Origin of the sequence: Catellatospora sp. TT07R-123, assembly GCF_018327705.1 — a bacterium.
Lineage (GTDB): Bacteria > Actinomycetota > Actinomycetes > Mycobacteriales > Micromonosporaceae > Catellatospora.
This window is the reverse complement of the sequence record NZ_BNEM01000002.1, coordinates 351,439-374,862: the sequence shown is the minus strand read 5'-3', so window position 1 is coordinate 374,862 and position 23,424 is coordinate 351,439. Positions and strand designations below refer to the sequence as shown.

General features: G+C 72.1%; 23 protein-coding genes. 15 read left to right on the top strand and 8 right to left on the bottom strand.

Features of this window, described 5'->3' with window-relative positions; translation table 11 throughout:
* The first annotated feature begins 84 nt into the window (after nt 1–84).
* On the top strand, nt 85–729 hold the full coding sequence (locus tag Cs7R123_RS22050; protein ID WP_212829611.1) for a LysE family translocator: 645 nt from the start codon (nt 85–87) through the stop codon (nt 727–729).
* Between the two features lie 35 nt (nt 730–764).
* On the opposite strand, the gene Cs7R123_RS22045 is transcribed toward Cs7R123_RS22050, so the two are convergent.
* The 3 genes from Cs7R123_RS22045 to Cs7R123_RS22035 form a co-directional block, all read right to left on the bottom strand.
* Complete coding sequence (locus tag Cs7R123_RS22045) at nt 765–1,262, bottom strand: DinB family protein (RefSeq protein ID WP_212829610.1); 498 nt, start codon at nt 1,260–1,262, stop codon at nt 765–767.
* A 68-nt stretch (nt 1,263–1,330) separates the two neighbouring features.
* Complete coding sequence (locus Cs7R123_RS22040; protein ID WP_212829609.1) at nt 1,331–2,608, bottom strand: glycosyltransferase; 1,278 nt, start codon at nt 2,606–2,608, stop codon at nt 1,331–1,333.
* Between the two features lie 73 nt (nt 2,609–2,681).
* Complete coding sequence (locus Cs7R123_RS22035; protein WP_212829608.1) at nt 2,682–3,884, bottom strand: cytochrome P450; 1,203 nt, start codon at nt 3,882–3,884, stop codon at nt 2,682–2,684.
* Nucleotides 3,885–4,123: 239 nt separating this feature from the next.
* On the opposite strand from Cs7R123_RS22035, the gene Cs7R123_RS22030 reads away from it, so the two are divergent.
* The 3 genes from Cs7R123_RS22030 to Cs7R123_RS22020 are packed head-to-tail and all read left to right on the top strand — an operon-like array spanning nt 4,124 to nt 7,464.
* Nucleotides 4,124–4,975, top strand: coding sequence for a fumarylacetoacetate hydrolase family protein (locus Cs7R123_RS22030; protein ID WP_212829607.1), 852 nt, complete (start codon nt 4,124–4,126; stop codon nt 4,973–4,975).
* Nucleotides 4,976–5,003: 28 nt separating this feature from the next.
* Nucleotides 5,004–5,882: an alpha/beta hydrolase gene (locus Cs7R123_RS22025; RefSeq protein WP_212829606.1), complete on the top strand. Its 879-nt coding sequence runs from the start codon at nt 5,004–5,006 to the stop codon at nt 5,880–5,882.
* A gap of 4 nt (nt 5,883–5,886) precedes the next feature.
* Nucleotides 5,887–7,464, top strand: coding sequence for an FAD-dependent monooxygenase (locus tag Cs7R123_RS22020; RefSeq protein WP_212829605.1), 1,578 nt, complete (start codon nt 5,887–5,889; stop codon nt 7,462–7,464).
* Between the two features lie 2 nt (nt 7,465–7,466).
* Here the strand turns inward: Cs7R123_RS22020 and Cs7R123_RS22015 are convergent, their stop codons facing one another.
* On the bottom strand, nt 7,467–8,162 hold the full coding sequence (locus Cs7R123_RS22015) for a GntR family transcriptional regulator (protein ID WP_212829604.1): 696 nt from the start codon (nt 8,160–8,162) through the stop codon (nt 7,467–7,469).
* A gap of 152 nt (nt 8,163–8,314) precedes the next feature.
* Between Cs7R123_RS22015 and Cs7R123_RS22010 the strand changes: the two genes are divergently transcribed.
* The 6 genes from Cs7R123_RS22010 to Cs7R123_RS21985 all read left to right on the top strand — a co-directional run bounded on the left by Cs7R123_RS22010 (nt 8,315) and on the right by Cs7R123_RS21985 (nt 14,679).
* Nucleotides 8,315–10,630, top strand: coding sequence for a pyruvate dehydrogenase (locus Cs7R123_RS22010; protein ID WP_212829603.1), 2,316 nt, complete (start codon nt 8,315–8,317; stop codon nt 10,628–10,630).
* Between the two features lie 208 nt (nt 10,631–10,838).
* Nucleotides 10,839–11,324 carry a nuclear transport factor 2 family protein gene (locus Cs7R123_RS22005; RefSeq protein ID WP_212829602.1) on the top strand — a complete coding sequence of 162 codons (486 nt, stop codon included), beginning with the start codon at nt 10,839–10,841 and terminating at the stop codon, nt 11,322–11,324.
* Between the two features lie 23 nt (nt 11,325–11,347).
* Nucleotides 11,348–11,881, top strand: coding sequence for a hypothetical protein (locus Cs7R123_RS22000; RefSeq protein ID WP_212829601.1), 534 nt, complete (start codon nt 11,348–11,350; stop codon nt 11,879–11,881).
* Between the two features lie 37 nt (nt 11,882–11,918).
* Nucleotides 11,919–13,040 carry an amidohydrolase family protein gene (locus Cs7R123_RS21995; protein WP_212829600.1) on the top strand — a complete coding sequence of 374 codons (1,122 nt, stop codon included), beginning with the start codon at nt 11,919–11,921 and terminating at the stop codon, nt 13,038–13,040.
* Nucleotides 13,041–13,051: 11 nt separating this feature from the next.
* Nucleotides 13,052–13,939, top strand: a complete 888-nt coding sequence (locus Cs7R123_RS21990; protein WP_212829599.1) for an SDR family oxidoreductase — start codon at nt 13,052–13,054, stop codon at nt 13,937–13,939.
* The gene (locus Cs7R123_RS21985) at nt 13,930–14,679 is read left to right on the top strand and encodes an SDR family oxidoreductase (protein WP_212829598.1); all 750 of its coding nucleotides are present in this window, start codon (nt 13,930–13,932) and stop codon (nt 14,677–14,679) included. Before Cs7R123_RS21990 ends, Cs7R123_RS21985 begins: the two co-directional genes overlap by 10 nt.
* 1 nt (nt 14,680) lies before the next feature.
* Here the strand turns inward: Cs7R123_RS21985 and Cs7R123_RS21980 are convergent, their stop codons facing one another.
* Nucleotides 14,681–15,505, bottom strand: a complete 825-nt coding sequence (locus Cs7R123_RS21980) for a trans-aconitate 2-methyltransferase (RefSeq protein ID WP_212829597.1) — start codon at nt 15,503–15,505, stop codon at nt 14,681–14,683.
* A 232-nt stretch (nt 15,506–15,737) separates the two neighbouring features.
* Between Cs7R123_RS21980 and Cs7R123_RS21975 the strand changes: the two genes are divergently transcribed.
* The 3 genes from Cs7R123_RS21975 to Cs7R123_RS21965 all read left to right on the top strand — a co-directional run bounded on the left by Cs7R123_RS21975 (nt 15,738) and on the right by Cs7R123_RS21965 (nt 18,368).
* Complete coding sequence (locus tag Cs7R123_RS21975; RefSeq protein ID WP_212829596.1) at nt 15,738–16,907, top strand: ankyrin repeat domain-containing protein; 1,170 nt, start codon at nt 15,738–15,740, stop codon at nt 16,905–16,907.
* Nucleotides 16,908–17,036: 129 nt separating this feature from the next.
* Entirely contained in the window at nt 17,037–17,594 is a 558-nt protein-coding gene (locus Cs7R123_RS21970; RefSeq protein WP_212829595.1) for an ATP-binding protein, read from the top strand.
* Nucleotides 17,595–17,693: 99 nt separating this feature from the next.
* Nucleotides 17,694–18,368 (top strand): cytidylate kinase family protein, encoded by a 675-nt coding sequence (locus Cs7R123_RS21965; RefSeq protein WP_212829594.1) that lies wholly within the window; start codon nt 17,694–17,696, stop codon nt 18,366–18,368.
* 55 nt (nt 18,369–18,423) lie between these two features.
* Here the strand turns inward: Cs7R123_RS21965 and Cs7R123_RS21960 are convergent, their stop codons facing one another.
* The gene (locus Cs7R123_RS21960; protein ID WP_244872076.1) at nt 18,424–19,467 is read right to left on the bottom strand and encodes a trans-acting enoyl reductase family protein; all 1,044 of its coding nucleotides are present in this window, start codon (nt 19,465–19,467) and stop codon (nt 18,424–18,426) included.
* 100 nt (nt 19,468–19,567) lie between these two features.
* Here Cs7R123_RS21960 and Cs7R123_RS21955 point away from each other — a divergent pair, with 100 nt between their 5' ends.
* Both Cs7R123_RS21955 and Cs7R123_RS21950 read left to right on the top strand, forming a co-directional pair.
* Nucleotides 19,568–20,524 carry a helix-turn-helix domain-containing protein gene (locus Cs7R123_RS21955; protein WP_212829592.1) on the top strand — a complete coding sequence of 319 codons (957 nt, stop codon included), beginning with the start codon at nt 19,568–19,570 and terminating at the stop codon, nt 20,522–20,524.
* 65 nt (nt 20,525–20,589) lie between these two features.
* Nucleotides 20,590–21,114, top strand: coding sequence for a hemerythrin domain-containing protein (locus Cs7R123_RS21950; protein ID WP_212829591.1), 525 nt, complete (start codon nt 20,590–20,592; stop codon nt 21,112–21,114).
* Nucleotides 21,115–21,198: 84 nt separating this feature from the next.
* Here Cs7R123_RS21950 and Cs7R123_RS21945 read toward each other — a convergent pair whose 3' ends face one another.
* Both Cs7R123_RS21945 and Cs7R123_RS21940 read right to left on the bottom strand, forming a co-directional pair.
* Entirely contained in the window at nt 21,199–21,594 is a 396-nt protein-coding gene (locus Cs7R123_RS21945) for a hypothetical protein (protein ID WP_212829590.1), read from the bottom strand.
* Nucleotides 21,595–21,904: 310 nt separating this feature from the next.
* Entirely contained in the window at nt 21,905–23,164 is a 1,260-nt protein-coding gene (locus Cs7R123_RS21940) for a triacylglycerol lipase (RefSeq protein ID WP_212829589.1), read from the bottom strand.
* Between the last annotated feature and the right edge of the window lie 260 nt (nt 23,165–23,424).

The following is a 23,424-nucleotide window of genomic DNA, read 5'->3' as shown; positions in this document are numbered from 1 at the left end:
TCAAGATGGTCGAAGCCGGTGATGCGGCCACCTCCTGGCGATTGGCCTTCGACACGGCCGCCGCCCGCCTGACAGGATCGCCTCATGATCAGTCTTGCTGCGGCGCTCGGAGTCGCCACGGTGGCGCTCGGCATGGTGCTCACTCCCGGCCCGAACATGATGTACGTCGTGTCCCGCAGCATCGGCCAGGGGCGCCGCGCGGGCCTGATCTCCCTCGCCGGCGTCGCGGTCGGCTTCGTCGTCTACATCGTCGCCACCGCGCTCGGGCTGTCGGCGCTGTTCACGGCCGTCCCGGAGCTCTACCTCGGCGTGAAGATCGCCGGCGCCGCCTACCTCGGGTACCTGGCGTGGCAGGCGGTCCGGCCGGGCGGCACCTCCGTGTTCGCCCCGGTGGAACTGCCGCCGCATCCGCCGTACCGGCTGTTCCTGATGGGCCTGGTCACCAACCTGCTCAACCCGAAGGCCGCAGTCATGTACGCCTCGCTGCTTCCCCAGTTCATCGACGTCCGGGCCGGCCACCTGCTGCTGCAGAGCCTCCAGCTGGGCACCGTGCAGATGTGCGTCAGTCTCACGGTGAACTCGGCGCTGGTGCTCATGGCGGGGACGATCGCGGGGTTCCTCTCCCGCCGCCCGAGCTGGCTGCGGATCCAGCGGTACGTCACCGGTTCGATGCTGGGCCTCATCGCGGTGAAACTGGCCACCGACCCGGGCCGGCCCAGCCCGGCCTGAGGCCTGTCCGGAGCAGACCCGCGAGGCCAGGGCGCCTACTCCCCGGTCTGACCGTCCACCGCCTCGCGCAGCATGTCGGCGTGGCCGAGATGCCGCGCGTACTCGTCGATCATGTGGTGGAAGACCCAGCGCAGCGAGTGCTCCTGACCGGTGTCCGGGTGCCGGCCGACCACCTCCAGCGACCGCTCGGCGGCGATGCGGCGGGACACCTCGACCTCCGCCCGCCAGATGCCGAACGTGTCGTCCCGGGTCGCGGCCTCGATGTCGTCGAAGTCGGCAGTGGACGTCGCGAACAGCGAGCCTGGGAACGCGTCGGCGATGACCGCCTGGAAATACCACCGCTCGACGGCGGCCAGGTGCCGCACGAGCCCGGCCAGGGACAGCCGGGAGGTCGGCACCGACCGCCTGCGGAACTGCCGGTCGTCCAGGCCGTCGCACTTGCGCACCAGCGCGTTGCGCTGGAACTCCAGGAACGCCTCGACCACCTGGCGCTCCTCGGCCGTGCCCGGCAGCTCGAATCTCTCGTCGATCATCGGCGGATCGTATGCGGGACCTACGACGACCGGCAGCCCGAGCACCTCGACCCGGACGTGCGCCGGGCTCAGGCGGCGATCAGCTCTTCCAGCAGGTCGCCCGCCGTGCTCGCGCCACCGGCCGCGGCCAGCTTCGCCCCCAGCTCCCTGCTGCGCCGGGCGTGCTCGGGCCGCTCCAGCAGGTGCCGCACCGCGCGGCGGACCCGGGCGGCTCCCGGCCTGCCCGTGTGCAGGTTCCGGCCGACCCCGGACCAGGCGACCCGCCGGGCGACCTCGGGCTTGTCCAGCGACGCGCCCGCGACCACGAGCGGCACACCCGCCTGCACCGCGGCCAGCACCCCGTTCCAGCCGCCGTTGGTGACCATCACGTCGGTGAGCGGCAGCAGCTGGTCATGCGGCAGGAACCGGGCCGCGCGGACGTTGTCCGGCACCGGCCCGAGCGCGTCGACCGGAGCGCCGCCGGTCGTGCACACCACGAGCACCCGCTCGCCGGCGAGCCCGGCGATCGCCGGTTTCAGCAGGTCGGTGAAGTCGACGTCGAGCGTCCCCTGGGTCACGTGCACCACCGGTATGCCGTCGGCGCGCGCCGCGACGACCTCGGGCCACCACGCCGGGAGTTCCTGCGGGGAGGCCGCGACGGCGAGCCGGCCGACGAAGTGGACGTGCGGCGGCAGATCGCCGCGCGGATAGTCCAGTCCGGGCACGCCCTGCGCCAGCACCAGATGCGGCGAGAGCAGGCTGTCCATCCCGCCCGTGGATGCGGGCAGTCCGGCGGCGGCCCGCATCCGGTTCAGCATCGGGTCGACGACCCGGGCGGCCACCGCGTGCAGCACCGAGCGCAGGGCCCGGTCGCGGACCCGCCCGAGCGGACCCCTGGCGGGCAGGGCCGGGAACCCGGGCGGAGGCAGTTCCCGGCTCTCCAGCGGCAGCGGCGTCACCGCCACCGAGGCCCACGGCAGCCCGAGGGTCTCCCCGGCCAGCGCGACGCCGAATGCCAGGTGATCGGTCACGAACAGGTCGACCGGTTCGCGCGAGGCCTCGGCGAGCAGGTCGGCGGCCTGCCCGGCCCCGGTGCCCAGGAGCACGTGCTCGACGTTGGCCATACCGCCGCGCAGGCCTTTGCCGTCGCCGACCGGAGGGAACGTGGCCGCGAGATCGCTGTCGTCGAAGTCGGTGGCCTGCTGCCACGGCAGCCACCGCGCGCCCACCGCGGCGAACCGCTGCGCGTACTTCGCGCCGGTGTAGGCCAGCACCTCGTGACCGCGACCCGCCAGCTCACCGGCGACCGCGGTCATCGCGCCCACGTGACCGGCGAACGGCATCGACGCCACCACAATCCGAGCCATGCCGACACAGTAGTGGCGCCCGGCCGGACCGGAGGCGCCGCGGGTCACCGGGAAGATCAGCCCGGGTCTCGGCTCACCAGCTCACCGGCATCCGCTCGACGCCGAAGACGGTGGAGCTGCGGAACTGGAGCTCGGCCGGGTCGGCGGCCAGGGCGAGTCCGGGCAGCCGGGCGGTGAGCTCGGCGAAGGCGATACGCAGCTCGATGCGGGCCAGCGGCTGCCCGATGCACTGGTGGACGCCGAAGCCGAAGGCCAGGTGCGAGTGGGCGGCACGGTACAGGTCGAACTCGTCGGGCCGCTCGAACGCCGCCGGGTCGCGGTTGGCGGCCGACAGCAGTGCGATCACGCCGTCACCGGCCCGGATCCGGTGGCCGCCGAGCTCGGTGTCGGCCGTGGCGACCCGGCCGAGGCCGGTCCGGATGATGGTGAGGTATCGCAGCAGCTCCTCGACGCCGCCTTCGATCAGTTCGGGCCGTTCGCGCAGCCGCGCGAACTGGTCGGGGTGGCGCAGCAGCACCAGCGTGCCGAGGCTGATCATGTTGGCGGTGGTCTCGTGCCCGGCGACGAGCAGCAGCATGGACAGGCCGACGAGGTCCTCGGCGGTGATCTCACCGGTGGCGACCCGCTCGGTCGCGAGCCGCCCGACGAGGTCGTCCGAGCCGCCCTGGCGCAGCTTGGCCGCGACGAGGTCGGTCAGGTAGGCGCGCAGCTCGTCGCCCGCGGCCCGGATCTGCGCGAGGGCGGCCTGCCGGTCGAGCATGGTCTGGCTGAGCTGCTGGAAGAACGCGTGGTCGGTGTAGGGGACGCCCAGCAGGTGGCAGATGATCATCGAGGGCACGGGCAGCGCGAACCGCTCGACGAGATCGGCCGGCGGCCCGGCGGCCCGCATCGACTCGATCGCCTCGACGATCGTCTGCTGGATCAGGGGCTCCAGCCGCCGCATCGCCTTGATCATGAACTCGGGTGTCAGCATGCGGCGGAACACCGTGTGGTCGGGGGCGTCCATCCCGATGAAGAAGCCGGCCTGGCGGCTCTTGTCCATCAGCGGCGCCTCCCGCAGCAGCGGGAATCCCGGCCGGCTGAAGTCGCTGGAGAAGTCCGGGCTGCGCAGCAGCTGGCGTACGTCGTCGTGCCGCGTGACCAGCCACGCCTGCCGACCGGTGGGCAGGGTGACCTGCCCTATCCGGTCCAGGCACGGCACCGGGGCGGGCAGCAGCGCGTCGCCGTCGGGCTGTACGAACGGGAACCGCACGGTCGGCAGTGGAGTGTCCGGCATGCGGCGAAGCTTCGCATGGCGCTGCGCGGTTGTTCAACTGCTCTGAGTTACTCGTCGATGAACTCCGTAGGACTGCGGCGCGGTCCCGCGGACGGCGACCCGAACCGCTCGCTCGGCGTCCTGAAGTCGGCTGTGTTGTGGGCATGTTGCCGCCGAGGGTTGCTGTTATCACATATAGCGGATAGCGTGAGCGCGCAGGGCTCGCCAGAACAGCACTGCTCAGAGCACTGGAGGAGCGCGTGCGCGTTTACAACCTGGCCGGCCGACTGGCGCTCGGCGTCGGCGCCGACGGCGCGGTCGACGTCGAGACCGCCAGCGAAGGCCGGTTCACCAGCAGCCCGCAGGCCGTCTACGAGCGGTGGGACGAGTTCGCCGGCTGGGCCCGCGGCTTCGCGGGGCCGGCCACGCTGGCCGTCGACCCTGCGCGGCTGGAGGCGCCCGTGCCGAGGCCGGCGCAGGTGTTCGCGATCGGCCTCAACTACCGTGATCACGCCGCCGAGGCGGGGCTGGCGCTGCCCGACCGCCCGGTGGTGTTCACGAAGTTCCCGGCCTCGGTCACCGGCCCCAACGGCGACATCGAACGGCCTGCCGGCTCGGTGGACTTCGAGGCCGAACTGGTCGCGGTGATCGGCCGGCGCGCGGAGCACGTCGCGGCCGCCGACGCCTGGGACCACATCGCGGGTTTCACGGCCGGCCAGGACCTGTCCGAGCGGGAGCTGCAGTTCGCCGGGTCGGCCCCGCAGCAGTTCAACCTGGGCAAGTCCTACCGCGGCTTCGCCCCGATCGGCCCGGCGCTGGTGACGCTGGACGAGTTCGCCGATCCGGGCGACCTCGAACTGGGCTGCCAGGTCAACGGCAGGCAGATGCAGAAGGCCCGTACCGCCGACATGATCTTCTCCATCCCGCAGCTGGTGGAGTACCTGTCCGCCGTCCTGCCGCTGCTGCCCGGTGACCTGATCTTCACCGGCACCCCGAGCGGCATCGGCTGGGCCCGCCAGCCGAAGGAGCTGCTGCAAGCAGGCGACGAGCTGGTCACCTGGGTCGAGACGATCGGCCGGATGCGGCACCGGTTCGTGGCACCGCAGCGATAGATCCCTGAAATCCCACGAGGAGGCCCCGATGGCGCAAGCACCCGACGACATTCGATTCACCGTGGACGGCCTGACGATCACGGCCCTGACCAAGGGCCGGTCAGCTGCCGGCAAGCCGCTCATCGCGGCCCTGCACGGTGGCACCTACTCGGCCAGATACTTCGACGTGGCCGGCTCCGGCCAGGGCTCGTTCATGGACCTGGCCGCGGCCGCCGGATACCAGGTGGTGAGCTTCGACCGTCCCGGCTACGGCGGCAGCACCGCCCTCGAACCGCAGGCCAACACCTTCGAACGGCACGCCCGGCTGCTCAACGAGGCGATCGGCCAGGCGGCCGGCGACCGGCCGGTCCTGCTGGTGGGGCACTCGATCGGCGGGATGATCGCCCTCATGATCGCCGGACGGCACAACGACTTCCGGCTGATCGGCGCCTCGGTCACCGGCATGGGCGCGGTCATCCGCCGTGGCGGCGCCGCCGAGGCGCTGGCCTCGCTGCCAGCCGACGCGACCATCGACCTGCCCTACGACCAGCGGGACCTGGTGATGTTCGGCCCGGCGGGCACGTTCAGCGCCGACGGCGTCGAGCAGGCCCACGGGGCGTACGCCCCGGTGCCGGTGCGGGAGCTCATCGCCGCCCCGCAGTGGGCCGACGACATCCTGCCCGGCCTCGCTCCCCGGATCGACGTGCCGGTCCACAACGCGCTCGCCGAACACGACGCGCTGTGGGACAGCACCCCCGACAACGTCGCGAGGTTCGCCGAACTGCTCACCGCCGCCCCCTTCGTCGACGCGAGCATCGCCCGCGGCGTCGGGCACAGCATCGACCACCACACCCTCGGGCACGCGCTGCACCTGCGGCAGCTGGCGTTCGCCGAGGAGTGCGTGTTCTGGCAGACCCGGGGACACTAGCCTGATGCCGGATACACAGGTCATCGTGGCCGGCGGCGGGCCGGTCGGGCTCGCCGCCGCCGTCGAACTCGGCCGGCGTGGCATCCGGGTGCTGGTCGTCGAGCCGCGCCGGACGGTGTCGCACGCCCGCCCCCGGTGCAAGACGGTCAGCGTGCGGTCGATGGAGCACCTGCGCCGGTGGGGCATCGCCGACGAGCTGCGCAGCCGGGCGCCGCTGTCGACCGACTGGACGCAGGACGTCGTGTTCTGCACCTCGCTGGTCGGGCGGGAGCTGTCGCGCTTCACCGGGGTGCTGGGGCTGGCGGCCGAGGGCGACCGCTTCCCGGAACTCGGCCAGCAGGCACCGCAGTACGTGCTGGAGGAGCTGCTGCGCGACGTGGTGTGCGGGCTCGCGTCCTGCACGCTCGTCACCGGCCGCAGCGTCACGGACGTGGCCCAGACCGACGACGAGGTCCGGGTGACCGTCCGCGACGAGGCCGGCCTGGAGACGACGGTGACGGCCGAGTACCTGATCGGCGCGGACGGTCCGCGCAGCACCGTGCGGGAGCGGATCGGCGCCGTCTACGACGGTGAGCACGCGCTGCGGCCCAACTTCGGGATGGTGTTCACCGCCCCCGACCTGTGGGCCCGGGTCCGCCACGGTGCCGCGGTGCACTACTGGATCGTCAACGGGCAGGCGCCTGCGCTGATGGGCCCGATCGACCGGGACGGCACCTGGTGGATGATCGCGTTCGGCGTGGGCCGGGAGACCGGCGAGCGCGACGCGCGGCAGCTCATCGCCGCCGCGGTCGGTGCGGAGGTCGACGCGACCGTGCTGTCGACCGACCCATGGACGGCGCGGATGCAGATCGTCGACCGGATGTGGCTCGGCCGGGTGTTCCTGGCCGGTGACGCCGCCCATCTCAACCCGCCGTTCGGCGGGCACGGGCTCAACACCGGGCTCGGCGACGCGGTCGACCTGGGCTGGAAGCTGGCCGCGGTGCTCGACGGCTGGGGCGGCCCGGCGCTGCTGGACAGCTACGAGAAGGAGCGGCGGCCGATCCAGGAGCGGGTGATCCGGGAGGCGACTGCGAACATGGCCGTCACCTCGACCGAGCTGCTGGCCGACAACCTCGACGCCGACGACGAGGCCGGCCGGCGGGCCAGGGCCGCGGCGGACGACCGGATCCAGGCGACCAAGCGGGCGGAGTTCCACTCGCTGGAGCTGGTGCTGGACATCCGGATCGAGGACTCGCCGGTGGTCGCCGGCGGGGACGCCGCCGTCGGCGGTCGGCTGGCACACCTGTGGCTCGGTGGTCGGTCACTGTTCGACGAGCTGGGGCCGGGGTTCACGCTGCTGGTCCTGACCGAGGCGGCCGCGGGCCGGGCGGACCTGGTCGCGCGGGCGGCCGAGGACCGGGGGGTGCCCCTGCGACGCCTCGACCTCAGCGGCCGTGACCTGCGGTCGCGCTACGGGGCCGACCTGGTGCTCGTACGCCCGGACCAGTACGTCGCATGGTCCGGCGACCACCCGCCGGCGCCCGCCGACCTGATCGACCGGGTACGCGGGGCCGCCGACGGCCCTGCCGCGCATGCGGGCTGACGTCAGCTGCCCGCGTCCGTGCGCGGCGGGGCAGCGCGGTGATCCTTGCGCAGGGCCAGCAGCGCGATCTGCTCGTTGTGCGCGAGGTGCTGGTGCATCGCGCTGGCCGCGATCTCCGGGTCGCGCTGGCGGAACGCCGCGACCAGGTCGACATGCGCCTGCTCGCGCCGGTCGTGCTCGTGCGGATCGGGATCCAGGCTGCCGAACCCGATCCGGATGTAGCGTTCGGCGGCCCGCCCCAGTGTCAGCAGGATCCGCAGGTCCCAGCTCGTTGCGGCGGGAGCCAGCAGGGCCAGGTGCCACGCGTGGTGCGCTTCGTAGATCTCGTTCATGGTGCGCCGCTCGTCGCCGAACTCAGAGGCTTCGCGCTGCAACCGGTCGAGCTCGGCGTCCGACAGCAGTCGGCAGGAGCGCTGGGCGATCTCGGGTTCGAGCCGGCGGCGCAGCCGGTAGATGCTCTGCAACTCGTCGAGGTCGAGCGGGGCCACGGCGGCGCTGCGGCCCGGCCGCATGTGCACCAGCCCCTGGCTTTCCAGGCTGCGCAGCGCCTCCCGGATGGGGATGATGCTGACCTGCAGCATCTCGGCGAGCTCGCGCAGGGAGAACTCCTGGCCCGGCGCCAGCGCCCCCGACAGGATGGAGCGGCGCAGCTCCGTCATCACCTGGTCGGCTACGGACCGGGACTCGATCGGGCGCACGGCCGCTGATCCCACTTGCAGCCTCGCTCTCAGCTGTCCACGTCAACGACATCAACTATAACGGCGATCAGCCTCAACCAGGCTGAGGGTCCACGGCCGCACTCTCGAACGGTGCGCTATATATGATAACAATTCCTCGAAGGGGGTACGCGATGACGGTGAGCACAACCGGCGAGCAACTTCGGCACAGGGTGCTGTCCGAGGTCGAGCAGCGAGTGCTGTGGCTGTCCACCGCGATGATCGACCATGCCAACCGGGTCCGGCCGAATCCGAGCGGGCTGAAGGTCGGCGGCCACCAGGCGTCCAGCGCCTCGATGACGACGATCATGACCGCGCTGTGGTTCGACCGCCTGACCGCGGCCGACCGGGTGTCGGTCAAACCGCATGCCTCCCCGGTGCTGCACGCGATCAACTACCTGCTCGGCGACCTGGGGGAGGAGTATCTGACCACGCTGCGCTCCTTCGGCGGCCTGCAGAGCTACCCCAGCCGGTCCAAGGACCCCGACCCCGTCGACTACTCGACCGGGTCGGTCGGCATCGGGGCGACCGCGCCGATCTGGGGCGCGCTGGCCCGCAGATACGTCAACGCGGCCGGGGCGGCGGCGGGCGCGGGCAGGCAGTACTCGCTGGTCGGTGACGCCGAGCTCGACGAGGGCGCGGTCTGGGAGGCGATCCTCGACCCGATGGTGGCCGGCCTGGGCGAGGTCTGCTGGATCGTCGACCTCAACCGCCAGTCCCTGGACCGGGTGGTGCCGCACCTCGCGGCGACCCGGCTGCAGACCATGTTCGCCGCGGCCGGCTGGCAGGTGCTGACGGCCAAGTACGGCACGGTGCTGGCCGGATTGTTCGAGCGGCCCGGTGGCGAGGCCCTGCGGCGCCGCCTGGACGAGATGCCCAACCCCGAGTACCAGCGCCTGCTGCGGTGCACCGCGGCGCAGCTGCGGGACCGGCTGCCCGGCGGCGGGCCGGACGGGCAGGCGCTGCACGGCCTGCTGGCGACGCTCGACGACGCCGTGCTCACCGCCGCGATCCGCAACCTGGGCGGCCACGATCTGCGCGCGCTCGGTGAGGTGTTCGACGCGATCGACGACACCCGTCCGACGGTGATCTTCGCGTACACCATCAAGGGGTACGGGCTGTCGACCGAGGGCCACCCGCAGAACCACTCCTCGATGCTGACGCTTGCGCAGCTCGACGCGCTGGCCGAGCGGGTCGGCATGTCGGTCGGGGCGCCGTGGCGGCGGTTCGACCCGGCCTCCCCGGCGGGCCGGCTGTGCGACGAGGTGGCCGCCCGGCTGCACCGCGACCCGGCGCCGGCCGCGTCACCCGCGCCGGTCCCGACCGACCTCGGCCGTACGCCGACGGGCACCGGCAGCACGCAGGCGGCGCTGGGTCGCACCCTGCTGGACCTCACCCGACAGGCCCCGCGGGCGGCGTCCCGGATCGTCACGGTCTCACCGGACGTGGCGTCCTCGACGAACCTGGGCGGCTGGATCAACAAGGTCGGGGTCTGGTCGGCCGACCACCGGCACGACTGGTTCGCCGACGACCCGGAGACGATCCTGCACTGGCGGGAGCGGCCCACCGGGCAGCACATCGAGCTCGGTATCGCCGAGGGCAACCTCGTCGGCCTGCTGGGCGAGCTCGGGGCCACCTGGAGCCGGTGGGGCGAGCCGCTGCTGCCCGTCGGGGTGCTCTACGACCCGTTCGTGGAGCGGGCCCTGGAACCGTGGTCGTTCGGGATCTACGCCGGGGGCCAGTCGATCCTGGTCGGCACCCCGGCCGGGGTGACGCTCGCGGCCGAAGGCGGCGCCCACCAGTCCATCAAGACGCCGTCCATCGGGCTGGAGCAGCCCGGCTGCGTCAGCTATGAGCCGGCGTTCGCGATCGATCTGGAATGGACGCTGCTGGCCTGCCTGGCCCGGCTCGGCCGGCCGGACGGCGGCAGCGCCTACCTGCGGCTGTCGTCGCGGCCGGTCGACCAGGCGCTGGCGGAGGTGCCGGCCGACGCGGCGGTCCGGGAGCGGCGCCGGCGGCAGGTCGTCGCAGGCGGCTACCTGTGGCGCCGGGCGGACGGCAGGCCTGATATCACGATCGCGGCGATGGGCGCGTTGATGCCCGAGGCGCTCGCGGCGGCCGGACGCCTGGCCGCGGTGGGAGTCGCGGCCGACATCGTCTGTGTGACCAGCCCCGGCCTGCTGTTCGAGGCGGCGCAGGCGCGGTCTGGGCACGGCGACGGCCCGAGCTGGATCCTCGACGCCGCCTTCCCCGCCGACCGGGCCGCGCCGCTGGTCACCGTCCTGGACGGACATCCGCACGCCCTGGCGTTCCTGGCCGGCATCCACCGGGTCCGGGCGAGCCACCTGGGCGTGACCCGCTTCGGCCAGTCCGGTGACCTGGCGGAGGTCTACCGGTACCACCGGATCGACGCCGACAGCATCGTCAGCGCAGCTCTCGACGTCCGCTGAAGGTCTTTTCAGGGCCGTCCCGGCCGTGCGCCTATTGCTGTTATCACATATCGCAAGTAATCTCGGAGAAACAAGCGACGACCCGCCGGTTCCGGTGACGCCTCCGCCGTCCCCGGGCGCAAAGTGCGGTAAGCAGGGAATATCGGGCGGCCGCCGCGCGCAGCCGGCGCCATCACCTTCAGCACACACCGTCCCCTAGGAGACCCACATGACGTCTCAAGCCGACCTCACCCGCGACGAGATCATCGCCGCCAACCTCGCCGCGGTCGACGTGCACTTCCACAACGAGAACGTCGAGAGCATCGACAAGGCCATCTCCGTCTACACCGACGACATCGTGTGGGAGGTCCCGGCCCGCGGCCTGGTGCTGCGGGACGTGGAAGAGGTCAAGCGGGAGTACCTGAAGATCTTCAGCTCGATGAACATCCACAAGATCACCAACCTGCACCGGTTCGCGACCGAGGAGTGGGTGTTCGACGACAGCATCTTCGAGTGGACCATCACCGGCGACGGCTTCCGCAACGCCCCGTTCCCGGTCGGCACCACCGTCAGCATCCGCCTGCTGCACGCGTTCAAGATGCGCGACGGCAAGATCTGCCGCGAGCACGGCTACGAGATCTGGCGCGACATCAACGACCGCGACCGGGTCAACGACGACATCCCGGCCGACGCCACCGTCGAAGTCTTCCACTGACCCCCGCGCCGCCGCCAGCCGCGGTGACGCGCCCGACCGACGGCGCCGGGGCGCTGCCCGGACACCGGCAGCGCCCCGACGCCGAGCACGACACCAGCAACGAAGGAGCCTCCATGGCCGACTGTCTGATGTGTACGCAGGAGAACGCCGACGACAGTTCGGTGGTGTTCCGCGACGACCTGTGGGCCGCCGAGGTCGTCGCCGGATACGACGTCCCGGGATGGCTCATCCTGCGGGTGCGCCGCCACGCCGAGCGCATCACCGGCCTCGACCACGCCGAGCTCGCCACGTTCGCCCAGCGGGCCCAGGACGTCGTCGCGGCGGTCACCGAGGTCACCGGCGCCCCGGCGACATACCTCATGGTCTTCGGTGAGGCCTACCCGCACTTCCACGTGCTCATCGCCCCGCGCGGCGAGCAGGTGCCCGCCGAGCTGCGGGCCGGCAACATCCTCAACCTGCGCCGCGACCACGCCGACCCGGCCGCCGCGGCCGCGCTCGTGCCTGACCTGCGCGCGGCCTTCCACCGCCGCGTCCACGCCGCCCCCCACCCCGCGTGAACCCCCGCCGACCGCCGCACGAAACGAGCGCCCGGACATGTCATCCGCCACAGCCATCAGCAACGTCCGGGTCTTCGACGGAACACGGCTCGGCGCCCCCGCCACCGTGCTCCTGCAGGACGGACTGATCAGCACCGGCCCGGTCCCGGCCGGAGCCGACCTCGTCGACGGCGGCGGCGGGACGCTGCTGCCCGGCTTCATCGACACGCACGCGCACGTCGACGAGGCAGCCCAGCTGCGCGCGATGGCCGACTGGGGCGTGACGACCGTGCTGGACATGGGCGCGCCGAACCTCGACGCGACCATGGACCTCAAGGACCGCCCCGGCCTGCCCGCGCTCAGATCCGCGGGCCGGGTGGCCAGCGGACCCGGCTCGATGTTCATCACGAAGATGGGCTTCCCGCCGTCGACCGGCGTCACCGGGCCCGACGACGCGGCCCGCTTCGTCGCCGACCGGGTCGCCGAGCGGTCCGACTACCTGAAGATCATCGTCGAGGACCCGCAGATCCCCGGCGCCAGACCGCTGCGCGCCGACACCATCGCGGCCCTGGTCACCGCCGCGCACGCGGCCGACCTGCGGACCGTGGCCCACGTGGTCAGCATCGACACCATGCGCACCGCGCTCACCGCCGGCGTCGACGTCCTCACCCACACACCGGTGGCCGGCACCCTGGACAGCGCCTTCAGGCAACTGCTCGCCGAGCGGCCCGTCACCATCATCCCGACCCTGGCGATGATGGACGGCGTCGTACACGCCATCGGCGGCCGGCTGCACATGCGGCTGCTGTCCCTGGTCGTGCCAGGACTGCGGATGAGATACCGGCACGCCGAATCGGTCGTGGCGGCATTCCGGCAGGCCGGCAAGACCGTGCTGGTCGGCACCGACGCCAACGGCGGCCACGGCTCCCCGTTCCAGCCCCCGTACGGGCAGTCGCTGCACGACGAACTCGCCCGCCTGGTCGCCGCCGGGCTGACCCCCGTCGAGGCGCTGCGCGGCGCGACATCGCTGGCCGCCGACACCTTCGGCCTCAGCGACCGGGGCGTGACCACCCCCGGCAGCCGAGCCGACGTCGTCCTCGTCGACGGCGACCCGACCAGCGACATCGCCGCCACCCGAGCCGTCCGCGGCGTATGGATCGCCGGCGACCGGGTCAAGTAGGAAGGCCACCGTTGATCCTCGTCACCGCCGCCCACGGCAACCAGGGCCGCCTGCTCGTGCCGAAACTGCTCGCCGCGGGCCTGCCGGTCCGCGCCTGCGTCCAGACCGAAGCCTCCGCCGCGCGGCTGCGCGCCCTCGGCGCCACGGACGTGGTCGTCGGCGACCTCACCGAGCCGGCGACCCTGACCCGGGCCGTCCGGGGCGTCGAGCGGATCTACCACGTCGGCCCCACCCTCCACCCGCGCGAACGCGACATGGGGTTCGCCGTCGTGGACGCGGCACGCGCCGAAGGCGTACGGCACTTCGTGTTCAGCTCGGTGCTGCACGCGATCACCACCGACCTCGTCCAGCACGAGATCAAACGGGACGTCGAGGAGCACCTGCTCTCCGCCGGGCTGGAGTTCACCATCCTCCAACCCGCCAACTACATGCTGCCGCTCAAACTCCGCCCGGTCTTCGAACGGGGCGTCTTCGAGCTGTCCTGGTCGCTGGAGCGCCGCCAGTCGCTGGTGGACCTGGGCGACGTCACCGACGTGGCATTCACCGTGCTGACCGACGGCGAAAGGCACGCCGGAGCCACCTACGAGCTGGTCGGGCCGGGCCGCTACACCGCGTACGAGCTCGGCGAGATCATCACCCGGGTCCTCGGCCGGCCCGTCGAGGTCCGCGAGATCGACGCCGACACCTACCTCCGGGCATGGGTCGGCGACACCGACCCGCGGCAGGTCACCCACCAGGTCCGGGTGCTGCGCGCGATCACCGCCCGCTACAGCAGCCACGACTTCGTCGGCAACGCCAATGTGCTGACCTGGCTGCTGCGGCGGCCGCCCACCACGTTCGAGGAATACGTACGCGACCAGTACGCGGCGTACACCAGGGGAGACAGCCCATGGACCTGACCGGCAACACGATCCTGATCACCGGCGGCGGCTCCGGCATCGGCCGCGGCCTGGCCGAAGAGCTGCACCGCCGCGGCAACCACGTCATCATCGCCGGCCGCCGGGCCGCGCCGCTCGACGAGGTCGCCGCAGGCTGCCCCGGTATGAGCACCGTGTGCATGGACGTCGCGGACGCCGCCGGCATCGCCCGCGCGATCCCGCAGGTGCTCGCCGAACACCCCGCGCTCAACGTCGTCATCAGCAACGCCGGTGTCATGCACGGCGACGACCCCGGCCGGCCTGTCGACGACGACCTGCTCACCGCCACCGTCGCCACCAACCTGCTCGGCCCGATCCGCCTGGTGTCGGCGCTCATCGACCACCTGCGCCGGCAGCCTTCGGCGACCGTCGTCATGGTCACCTCGATGCTCGGCTACGCGCCGCTGGCGTCGTCGTCGGTCTACTCCGCGACCAAGGCCGCACTGCACTCGTACACGCTGTCGCTGCGCTACCGGCTGCGCGGCAGCTCGGTGCGGGTCCTGGAGATCGCGCCGCCGTACACGCAGACCGGGCTGATGGAGGTCAACCTCACCGACCCCCGCGCCATGCCCCTGGCCGACTACCTCGCCGAGACCCTCCGGGTGCTGGAGACCGACGAGGTCGAGGTGCTCGTCGAACGGGCCCGGCAACGCCGCGACGCGCAGCGGCCCGACGAGGTAGGCGTGGTGACCCGGTTCAACGACCTCATGAGCGGCCGGTAGTTCAGAACCTGCCCCGCCTCGCGCCCGAGTCCGCGGCCGCAGATCTCGCGGCCGCCGGGCTCGGCCGGAGCTCGGCCCGCAGTTGCAGGAACCGGAACAGTCCCGGCCTGCCGACGACCGCCTGGTACCGGTCGACGACGGCGTCGATGAACACGGGACCGTCCGCCGCCGGCAGCCGCGACGTCCAGTCCGTGAACCCGACCGCGCACCACTGGGCGAACTGCTCGCGTGAGCCGAAGTCCCATTCGCGGTCCGCGACCGACTGCCCCGTGACGTCCAGGCCCGCGCTGCCCGCGATCCCGGCCAGGTCATCGGGATCGATGTGCACGTAGGGCGGCGCGAAGCCCGCGAAGGCGGGCGCCCAGCGCGGATCGCGGCACACCTCCATCGTGACGCGCTCGACGCTCGGGCGGGGACCGTGGCAGACGAACTGCACGAGCACCCGGCCGTACGGGTCGAGCGCCGCCGCGATGTTGCGGAAGGCGGCCTGCTGGTCGGGCACCCAGTGCAGGGCGTTGAACGAGACCACCAGGTCGAAGTCGGGCCCGAACGCCATCGTGGTGACGTCGCCGACCTGGAACGACACGTTCTTGGCCCGGTCGTCGGCGGCACGGGCCGTGTCGATCATGCGCGGCGACGCGTCCACGCCGACGACCGAACCCGCCGGCACCCGGGCCGCGATCTGCCGGGTGACGTACCCGTCGCCGCAGCCCACGTCGAGCACGCGCTCGTCGCCCGCGACCGTGAGGGCGTCGAGGGAGGCCGTCGCCATCGCCCGCTGCAACCCGCTGACGCGCACGTAACCGGCGCCGTCCCAGTCGGCCATTCCATACCCCCAGTGACAGAGACGCTTTTGCCGACATCATCGCGCGAGGCAGGCTGGTGCGGTTGGTTTGCCGGGTAACTCCTTTTCGTTCTCTCGGGCCGTGGTAATGACGTGCCGCCACTACTCCGGGGGACGATCAGGCCGGCGGACTTCCTCCTGGCGGCGACGACCATCCGTGGTGAGAAGAGATCCGCGGGTCGGTGCGCCGGGCGGTTCGGAGCAGAATGCAGGCGTGATCGTGGGGACGGACGACCAGGATGACTACCTGACGGAACAGTGGGTGTCGCGGGCGGTTCGCGAGGGCGACGCCTCCGTGCTGGAGCGGGCGCTGGTCGAGGCCGCAGGTCGCGACCATGTTCAGGTGGTCGAGATGCTGCTGGACGCCGGGGTGCCGGTCGGGTCGCGCCTGCGGGGCATCGTGCCGGAGCTGAGCTCCAGCGCGCTCATGTACGCGGTCTGCGACGGGGCCGCCGGGACGGTGGAGTTGCTGATCCGGCGAGGTGGGCTGGCCGCCGAGCCGCAGGACAGCCCACCGAGTCTGCCGCGTATCGCGCTCGCTTCCTGCATCACGGGATCAGGCGCGCACCTGGCGACGTTGAGCACGCTGCTGGCCCACTCCGCGCCCCTCGCGCCGGGTGAGGAACCGCTGCTGGTGACGGCCGTGCAGGAGGGGGCCCCGCCCGTAGTGCTGAGGGAGCTGCTGCGGCACGGGGCGTCACCCGACGAGCACCGCTCCGACGGAACACCCGCGCTGGTCATGGCCGCCCGCCGCGGCGACGCGGCCGCGGTCGATGTGCTGCTTCAGGCCGGCGCGGACGCCGACGCCGCCGACCGGCACGGCCGCACCGCACTCATGTACGCCGTGGAACGCGACGAGCAGCAGGTCGTCGCCGTCCTGCGGCTGGCGGGGGCCGACGTCCACCGCGCCGCCGCCGACGGCGCGACGGCGGTGACCCTGTCGAAAGGATGGACCTGGCAGACCGCCAAGGACCTCCTCGGCGTGGTGACGATCAACCTGCCGCTGGCGGCCCGGCGGACGGCGATGCTGCTGCAACCGCAGCGGCTGCGGGTCCAGGGCGACCCCGGCGGGTTCGAACTGTGGGCGCTCATGATCGAACACGCTCTCGGCGTCGATGACGACGAACCCCTGTACCGAGTGCTCAAGGACCCTGTGGCGGCCGACGTCCTGGCGGCCAGACTGCGCGAGGGACACCGCCCCGGGCGGTACGGCGCCTGGAACGTGCTCGCCCTGTCAGCGGCGGAACTGCACATCGTCACCTCGGCGATGTTCGTCTGCGAGCACAGGTCGCCCGGGCCGCTGCCGGGCGGCCTGGACCGGGCAAGGGTGCGCGACTTGCGGGACGACCTGCGACGTATGTATCAGAAGGAAGATCTGAGGTGATATGGACGAGATAACCGGATCATCCTGAGATCCTGCGGCGGTCTTGCCGAAACGACCGGTCGAAACGATGATCGGAACAGCCCCGTGTGGGTATACGGCGCGGTGATGCCGCCTGCCGATGGAGTGACCATGACGCCCGACGTTCGCCGCCTGAGAGCAAGCCGCCTGCGCCTGTACGGAGCGCACCGCGCGGCCCTCGCCGGTGCGCGCGGCGCCGCCGCTGCCCGGCAGGCGAACCCACCCGAACCGGTCGCTCCGGCAGACGAGGTGCCGTCGCGGCCGCAGGAGCACCTGACCGTGCCCGGCCCGTTCACCCGCCAGTCCCTGAGCCTGCTGCGGGCGCGGATCCAGCAGCTGGCCGATCCGTGGCGGCTGGACAGCCAGACCGTGTTCGCGCTCGGCGCGGTCGCGACCGAGCTGGTCGTGAACGTGGTCCGCTACGCCGACGGCCAGGGCAGGCTGCACCTGTCCCGCTATCCCGGCTGGGTGTTCTGCCAGGTGACCGACAGCGGCCCCGGCATGGGACGGCCGTGCACGGCCGGCTGGCAGCCGCCGACCGAGGAGCAGAGCTCCGGGTACGGCCTGTGGATCGCCCGCTGCTTCTCCGACCGGCTGACCATCGACTCCGGCCCGCTGGGCACCGCCGTCACCGCCAAGATCGCGGCGACCGCCGCCTGGCCCGGCTGACCAGGTCGGCCGGGTATGTTCCCACTGCCGTCCGGACCACGGGCCCGGCATGCGGTCGGCTCGACACCGCGGTCTTCGCGAGATCAGGACGGGCAGGACATGGGTCGGGGCAATCGGGACGAGATGCTCGGCCGCCTGGCCGAGGCGGTCGGGTCCGTGACCGTCGCACACCCGACGCGGGTCGCCGTCGACGGACCGCCCGCCGCGGGCAAGACCACGCTCGCCGACGAGCTGGCCGCCGTCCTGCGCACGCAGGGCCGCGACGTCATCCGCGCGACGATCGACGATTTCCTGTTCCCCCGGGCACGGCGCTATCCGCGCGGCGAGTACTCGGCTGAAGGCTGCTACCTCGACGCCCACGACCACGACGCGCTGAACCGGGTGCTGCTCGATCCGCTCGGCCCCGGCGGAGATCGACGCTTCCAGCACGCGGTCTACGACCGCACGGCGGATACGGTGCTGTCCGCACCGGTCACGACCGCCCCCGCCGACGCCGTGCTCGTCTTCGACGGTGTCTTCCTCATGCGCCCGGAACTGATCGACCGGTGGGATCTGCGCGTCTTCGTGTCGACCGCGCTCGAGAAGACCGTGGACCGTGCCGTGATCCGGGAGCGCCAGGTGTCCTCCCGTGCCGAGGTCGAACGGCGCTGGCGCGAGCGCTACCTCCCCTCCCAGCAGCTCTACTTCGCCACGGTCCGCCCGACCGACCAGGTCGACATCATCGTCCACAACGACGAGCCCCAGCAGCCGGTCTGGGAGACCCGGGCCCGCTGACCGTCCGTTCGCCCCGGCGTGGTCGACCGGTGCGCTGCGCGGCGGTCGGCCGCTGTCACGAGACCGCCACGACGCCGGGCAGCTCGACGGTGAGGTGGACCGACAGCGCGCGGAGGAAGTCGGCGGCGTCGAACGCCGCACCGGGGGAGACGGCCCCGGACGTCTTGACCTGTCCGGTCAGGACCCGGTGGACGGCCTCCACCGCCAGCGGCGCGCTGATGGCGTAGATGTCCTGGCCACTGGCCGTGGCACGCCGCCGCACGCCGCCGGCCTGCACGACGACGTCCACCAGGAAGGTCTGCGCCGACCGGCCGCGCTCGTCCACGGCCGACGGTGCCGGGGTCTGCGGCGAGGACAGGTCACCGGCCGCCTCGACGGCCATGTAGGTGTGGACCTCGGACACGGCCAGGTGGCTGGGGATGGTCACGATGTCGGCCATCGAGAACCGGCCGAGCACGGTCCGGGTGCCCATGGGCTCGGGGAAGTCCCACCGCAGCGTGGGCAGGGCGTCGTCGTGGTATTCGATCCGTCCGCCGCTGTAGCGGACCCGCCGGCCGTTGCGGCGGCTGTGGGACACCGCGCCCGCGATCCGGGTGCCCTCGGTGGGGTGCCAGCTGCTGAGCCCGTACGCGACGTGGACCTCCTCCGCGCCGGTCCAGTCGCCCATCGCGGCAGTGGCCAGCAGGTCGGCCAGGCCGCCGTAGAACGCCATCGCGGGGACCACGACGGTGCCCGCCTCGCGGGCGCGGTCGGCGAAGTGGGCCAGGGTGTCCAGGTTGGCCTCGATCTCGGCGGCGACGTCGACGTACGGGATCCGCGCCCGCAGCGCCGCCTCGATCACCGGGGCGGCGGTGGTGGCGAACGGCCCGGCGCAGTTGACGACGGCGGCGGCCGCCGCCAGTGCCCGGTCCAGCGCGGCCGGGTCGTCGACCGGGGCGGGCCGGGCCTCGCACCCGGTCTCGGCGGCCAGTTCCGCCAGCTTGCCCGCGTCGCGACCGGACAGGATCGGGACGTATCCGCGCTCCAGCAGCTCGGCGACCACGAAACGTCCGGTGTGGCCGTAGGCGCCGTACACCACGACGGTGTTGTCGGTCTTCATCATCTCTCCCAAGTGCTCGATCTCGTTGCAGATGCAATCATCGCGGTGCCGCGTTCCGGGCACGAGTGGCGGGAACGCCAAGGTGCGTACACTTTCGGACATGCACACTGTGGCCCTGGCCGTGACGGACGGGATGCTGCACTTCGAGCTGGCCGCCGCCTGCGAGATCTTCGGGTCGTCCCCGCCCGGCCTGGAAGACCGCTGGTACGAGCTGTCGCTGTGCGGCGCGGGCCCGGTGGCCGCGGGCCGGTTCCAGGTGCGGCCCGACCACGGCTGGGACCAGCTCGCCCGCGCCGACACCGTGATCGTCCCCGCGCCCGCCGACGTGGACCTCGCCCCGCCGGGGGAGCTGGTCGACGCGGTGCGGGCGGCCTACGACGCGGGTGCCCGGGTGGCGTCGCTGTGCACGGGCGCGTTCGTGCTGGCGGCCGCGGGCCTGCTGGACGGCCGCCGCGCGACGACACACTGGGCGCACACCGACGCCCTGGCGGCCCGCTACCCGAACGTCGCGGTGGACCCGGACGTGCTCTACATCGACAACGGGCAGGTGCTCACCTCGGCGGGCAAGGCCGCCGCGATAGACCTCTGCCTGCACCTGGTCCGCCTGGACCACGGCTCGGTCGTGGCCAACACGGCGGCACGGCGGCTGGTCGTGCCGCCGCACCGCTCCGGCGGCCAGGCCCAGTTCATCAGCACGCCCATGCCCGCGCAGACCGACCATCCGCTGGCGCACCTGCTCCCGTGGGTCATCGACCGGCTGGACGAGTCCCTGACCGTGGAGGACCTGGCCCGGCAGGCCAACATGAGCTCGCGCAACCTCGGCCGGCACTTCCGGTCGGTCACCGGCACCACGCCGCTGCAATGGCTGCTCACGCAGCGGATCCGCCGGGCACAGGAGCTGCTGGAGACCACTGACGACAACGTCGACAGGATCGCCTCGGCCATCGGGCTGGGCACCGCCACGACGCTGCGCCGCCACTTCAACCGCACCGTCGGCGTGCCGCCGGACACCTACCGCCGCACGTTCCGCCGCGGCGGCCACCGGCCGGTTCACTGACCGCAGGGCCGGCACCGGCCGTGTCGGCGGGTTTGCCAGGGGCGTGCTGCGGTAGAAGGAATGGCATGGACGACATCACCGCACTGATCCTCGACGACCATGCCGCCTTCCGGCGAGGTTTCGCGCGCCTCGACGACGCGAAGGACGCTGAGCAGATGCGTGCCGTCTGGGAGCCGCTCGCGCTTCACCTGGAGATCCATGCCGAGGCCGAGGAGCGCATCCTGTACCCCCACCTGCTGCGGCGCGGCGGCGAGCACGCGGACGAGGAGAGCCTCGACGCCATCCGCGACCACAACAAGATCCGGGATGCGATCGCCGAGTCGCGCAGGCACGAGGTCGGCACCGATCCGTGGTGGTCGGCGGTGTGGCGGGCGCGCCGGGAGAACACCGAGCACCTCGGCGAGGAGGAGGACGAAGGGCTGCCGGACTTCCGGCGCCATGCCAGCGACGAGCTGCGGGCCCGTCTCGGCGCGCAGTGGCTGGCCTTCTACGGCGAGCATCCCTCGGGCAAGGGCCTCACCTTCCGCGACAAGGACCCGCAGCGGTACGTGGCCGCCGCCCGGTCGCAGTCCCGCCCGGCCCAGGCCTAGCGGCGGGTTCGGCCGCCGGAGACGGCGGAACCGGAAACGCCCCGCCGACCTGGACGCACCAGGTCGGCGGGGCGGTCGGACGACTTACTTGGCGCCCAGGCAGAGCAGCTTGTTCGTGCCGTCGGTCTTGATGATCTGGACGAAGCTGACGGCACCCGGGACGGAACCGCACACCGCCTCCGCGTCGGCAGCGGTCTTGCCGTCGGCGACCTTCAGGATCTTCGCGGCGGCCTTGGCGTCGGTGCACTCGACCGGCTTCGGGGTCACCGCGACCGCGGTGGCCGACGTCGGCAGGATGTCGACGCACTTGCCCTCGGCGTAGGCCACGTCCACGGCCTTGCTCAGCAGGTTGTACGCGAGCACGGCGCCGCCGCCGCACACGACCAGCACGATGACGGCGATGATGAGGAAGATCTTGCCCTTGCTCTTCTTCTTGGGAGCGGGCGTCTCCGGGCTGACCGGGTTGAACGGGTCTGACATGTCACGCCTTCGGTGAGGGGTTGGAAGCTGACCGGCGACACCCTACTGGTCAGGCACAAGTTCTCGCGAACCCGTTACCGGGCGAGGGGCGACGGGTCACCCTGCGGAGTGCTCTGCGCGTCCGTCGGCGCGGCCGTCCGGGCGCTGCCCCCGTTGACTTCGTGCAGTTTCGGGGAAGCTGCACGAATCATGGTCGTGATTGGCGCACTTTCCCCGAAACTGCGCCAAGCACCGCAGGTGAGGGGGAGGGGGAGGGGAGGGGGTAGTCGGGGTGGGCGGGCCGTGGGGACGGCCCGCCCACCCCGGGTGGTCATCCGGCCGCGACGATCTCGTTCACGATCCACGCGCCGAGTTCCTCGGTCATGGTCGTGTGTCCTTCGTTGCGGCTGGCACACAGGAAGGCGTCGAGTTCGCTCTGGTCCGGCGTGATCGGGCGGTAGAGCGCGTTCTGGTCGTCGACGTCACCGGCGGCGACGGCGCTGATGCTGGGGATGAAGCAGGACGTGGCGATGACGCCCTCGTCCACCGCGTTGCCCAGCAGGCCCATGAGCAGGGCGGCCAGGCCGAAGCTGCCGGGGTCGCCCGCCGGGGACGGCATGGTGAACAGGCCGCCGGGGGCGCCGTCGACGGCGGGCAGACCACCGGCGCGGACCGAGATCGGCTGGTCGCCTGCCTTCTGGAGCCTGGCGACCACCTGGTCGCCCTGCGCCTGGGTCTTGAGCCACGTGTCGCTCAGCGTCCTGCCGTTGCCCCGGACCGCGGTCACGTCCGGCTTGACGCCGTTTCCGGTGCCGGTGTCCACCCCGTTGGCGACGCCGATCCTGCGGACGTTGCGCGGCCAGCCCCCGACCTCGTCGAGTGCCCGCAGGAACGCCACCCGCTCCGGGGCCTGCTCCGCGGTGTCCCCGATCTTCTCGAGGTGCCACCGGGCCATCTGCCGGGCGGCGGGGCTGTTGAGCAGCGCGGCGAACTGGCGCAGGGCGGGGCCCACGGTGGGGTCGTCTGCCCAGTTGTCCGTCGCGAAGTGCATGAACGCCTGGAGCGAGATCGGGAACCAGGCGCCCTGGTGGGGCGAGTCGTAGGAGAGGTAGACGGACGTCTCGTGGTCGGGGAGCGTCGGGTCCTGCTCCATCTTGGCCAGCGCGTAGCGGGTGACCATCCCGCCCATGCTGAAACCGCCCACGACCAGCTTCGCCCGGCCCACCCGCTCGGCCAGAGCCCGGCGGATGCAGTCGACGGCGGTGTCGGCGTTGTCCGTGATCGACGCCGTCCGGTTGTCGTAACCGAGGATGATCACGTCACGACCGCAGGCGTGGAGCTCGGAGACGAAGCGGAAGTCGCCGTTCTCCTCCAGGCCCTGCCAGAGCTGGTCGAGGTTGCTGGCCCCGCCGGAGAAGCCGTCGGACAGGATGACGGGCCGGATGAGCTGCCTGCGGTTCAGCGGGCTGTAGTAGACCCAGGCGGTTCCGCCGGCGAGAGGCCATTCCTCATGCGGCTCCGGTGCGGGGGGAAACGAGGAGCGTGCCCCGGGTGAGGCCGGTCCCCATACGTCGACGACGGGTACGGACATGATCAGCTGACTCCTTGCGCGGTTCGCGGGTTGGCCGAATGGCCGGGGGCTCCGCAAAGGTGATCGCGGGGCCGTACCGCCCGAAACCATAGTTACAGAATGCGTACGCACAGTGACTGTAGGTAGTGCGGGCGAGTTGCCTCCGGTGAGTGGGCCGCGGTGCGGTGGCAAGATCCGGCCCTGTTCGGCATCGGCGCAGCCAGACATATTCCGGGCGCCCGTTTTAGGCGGAAGGCGGTGTAATACCACGGTGGCGCGGG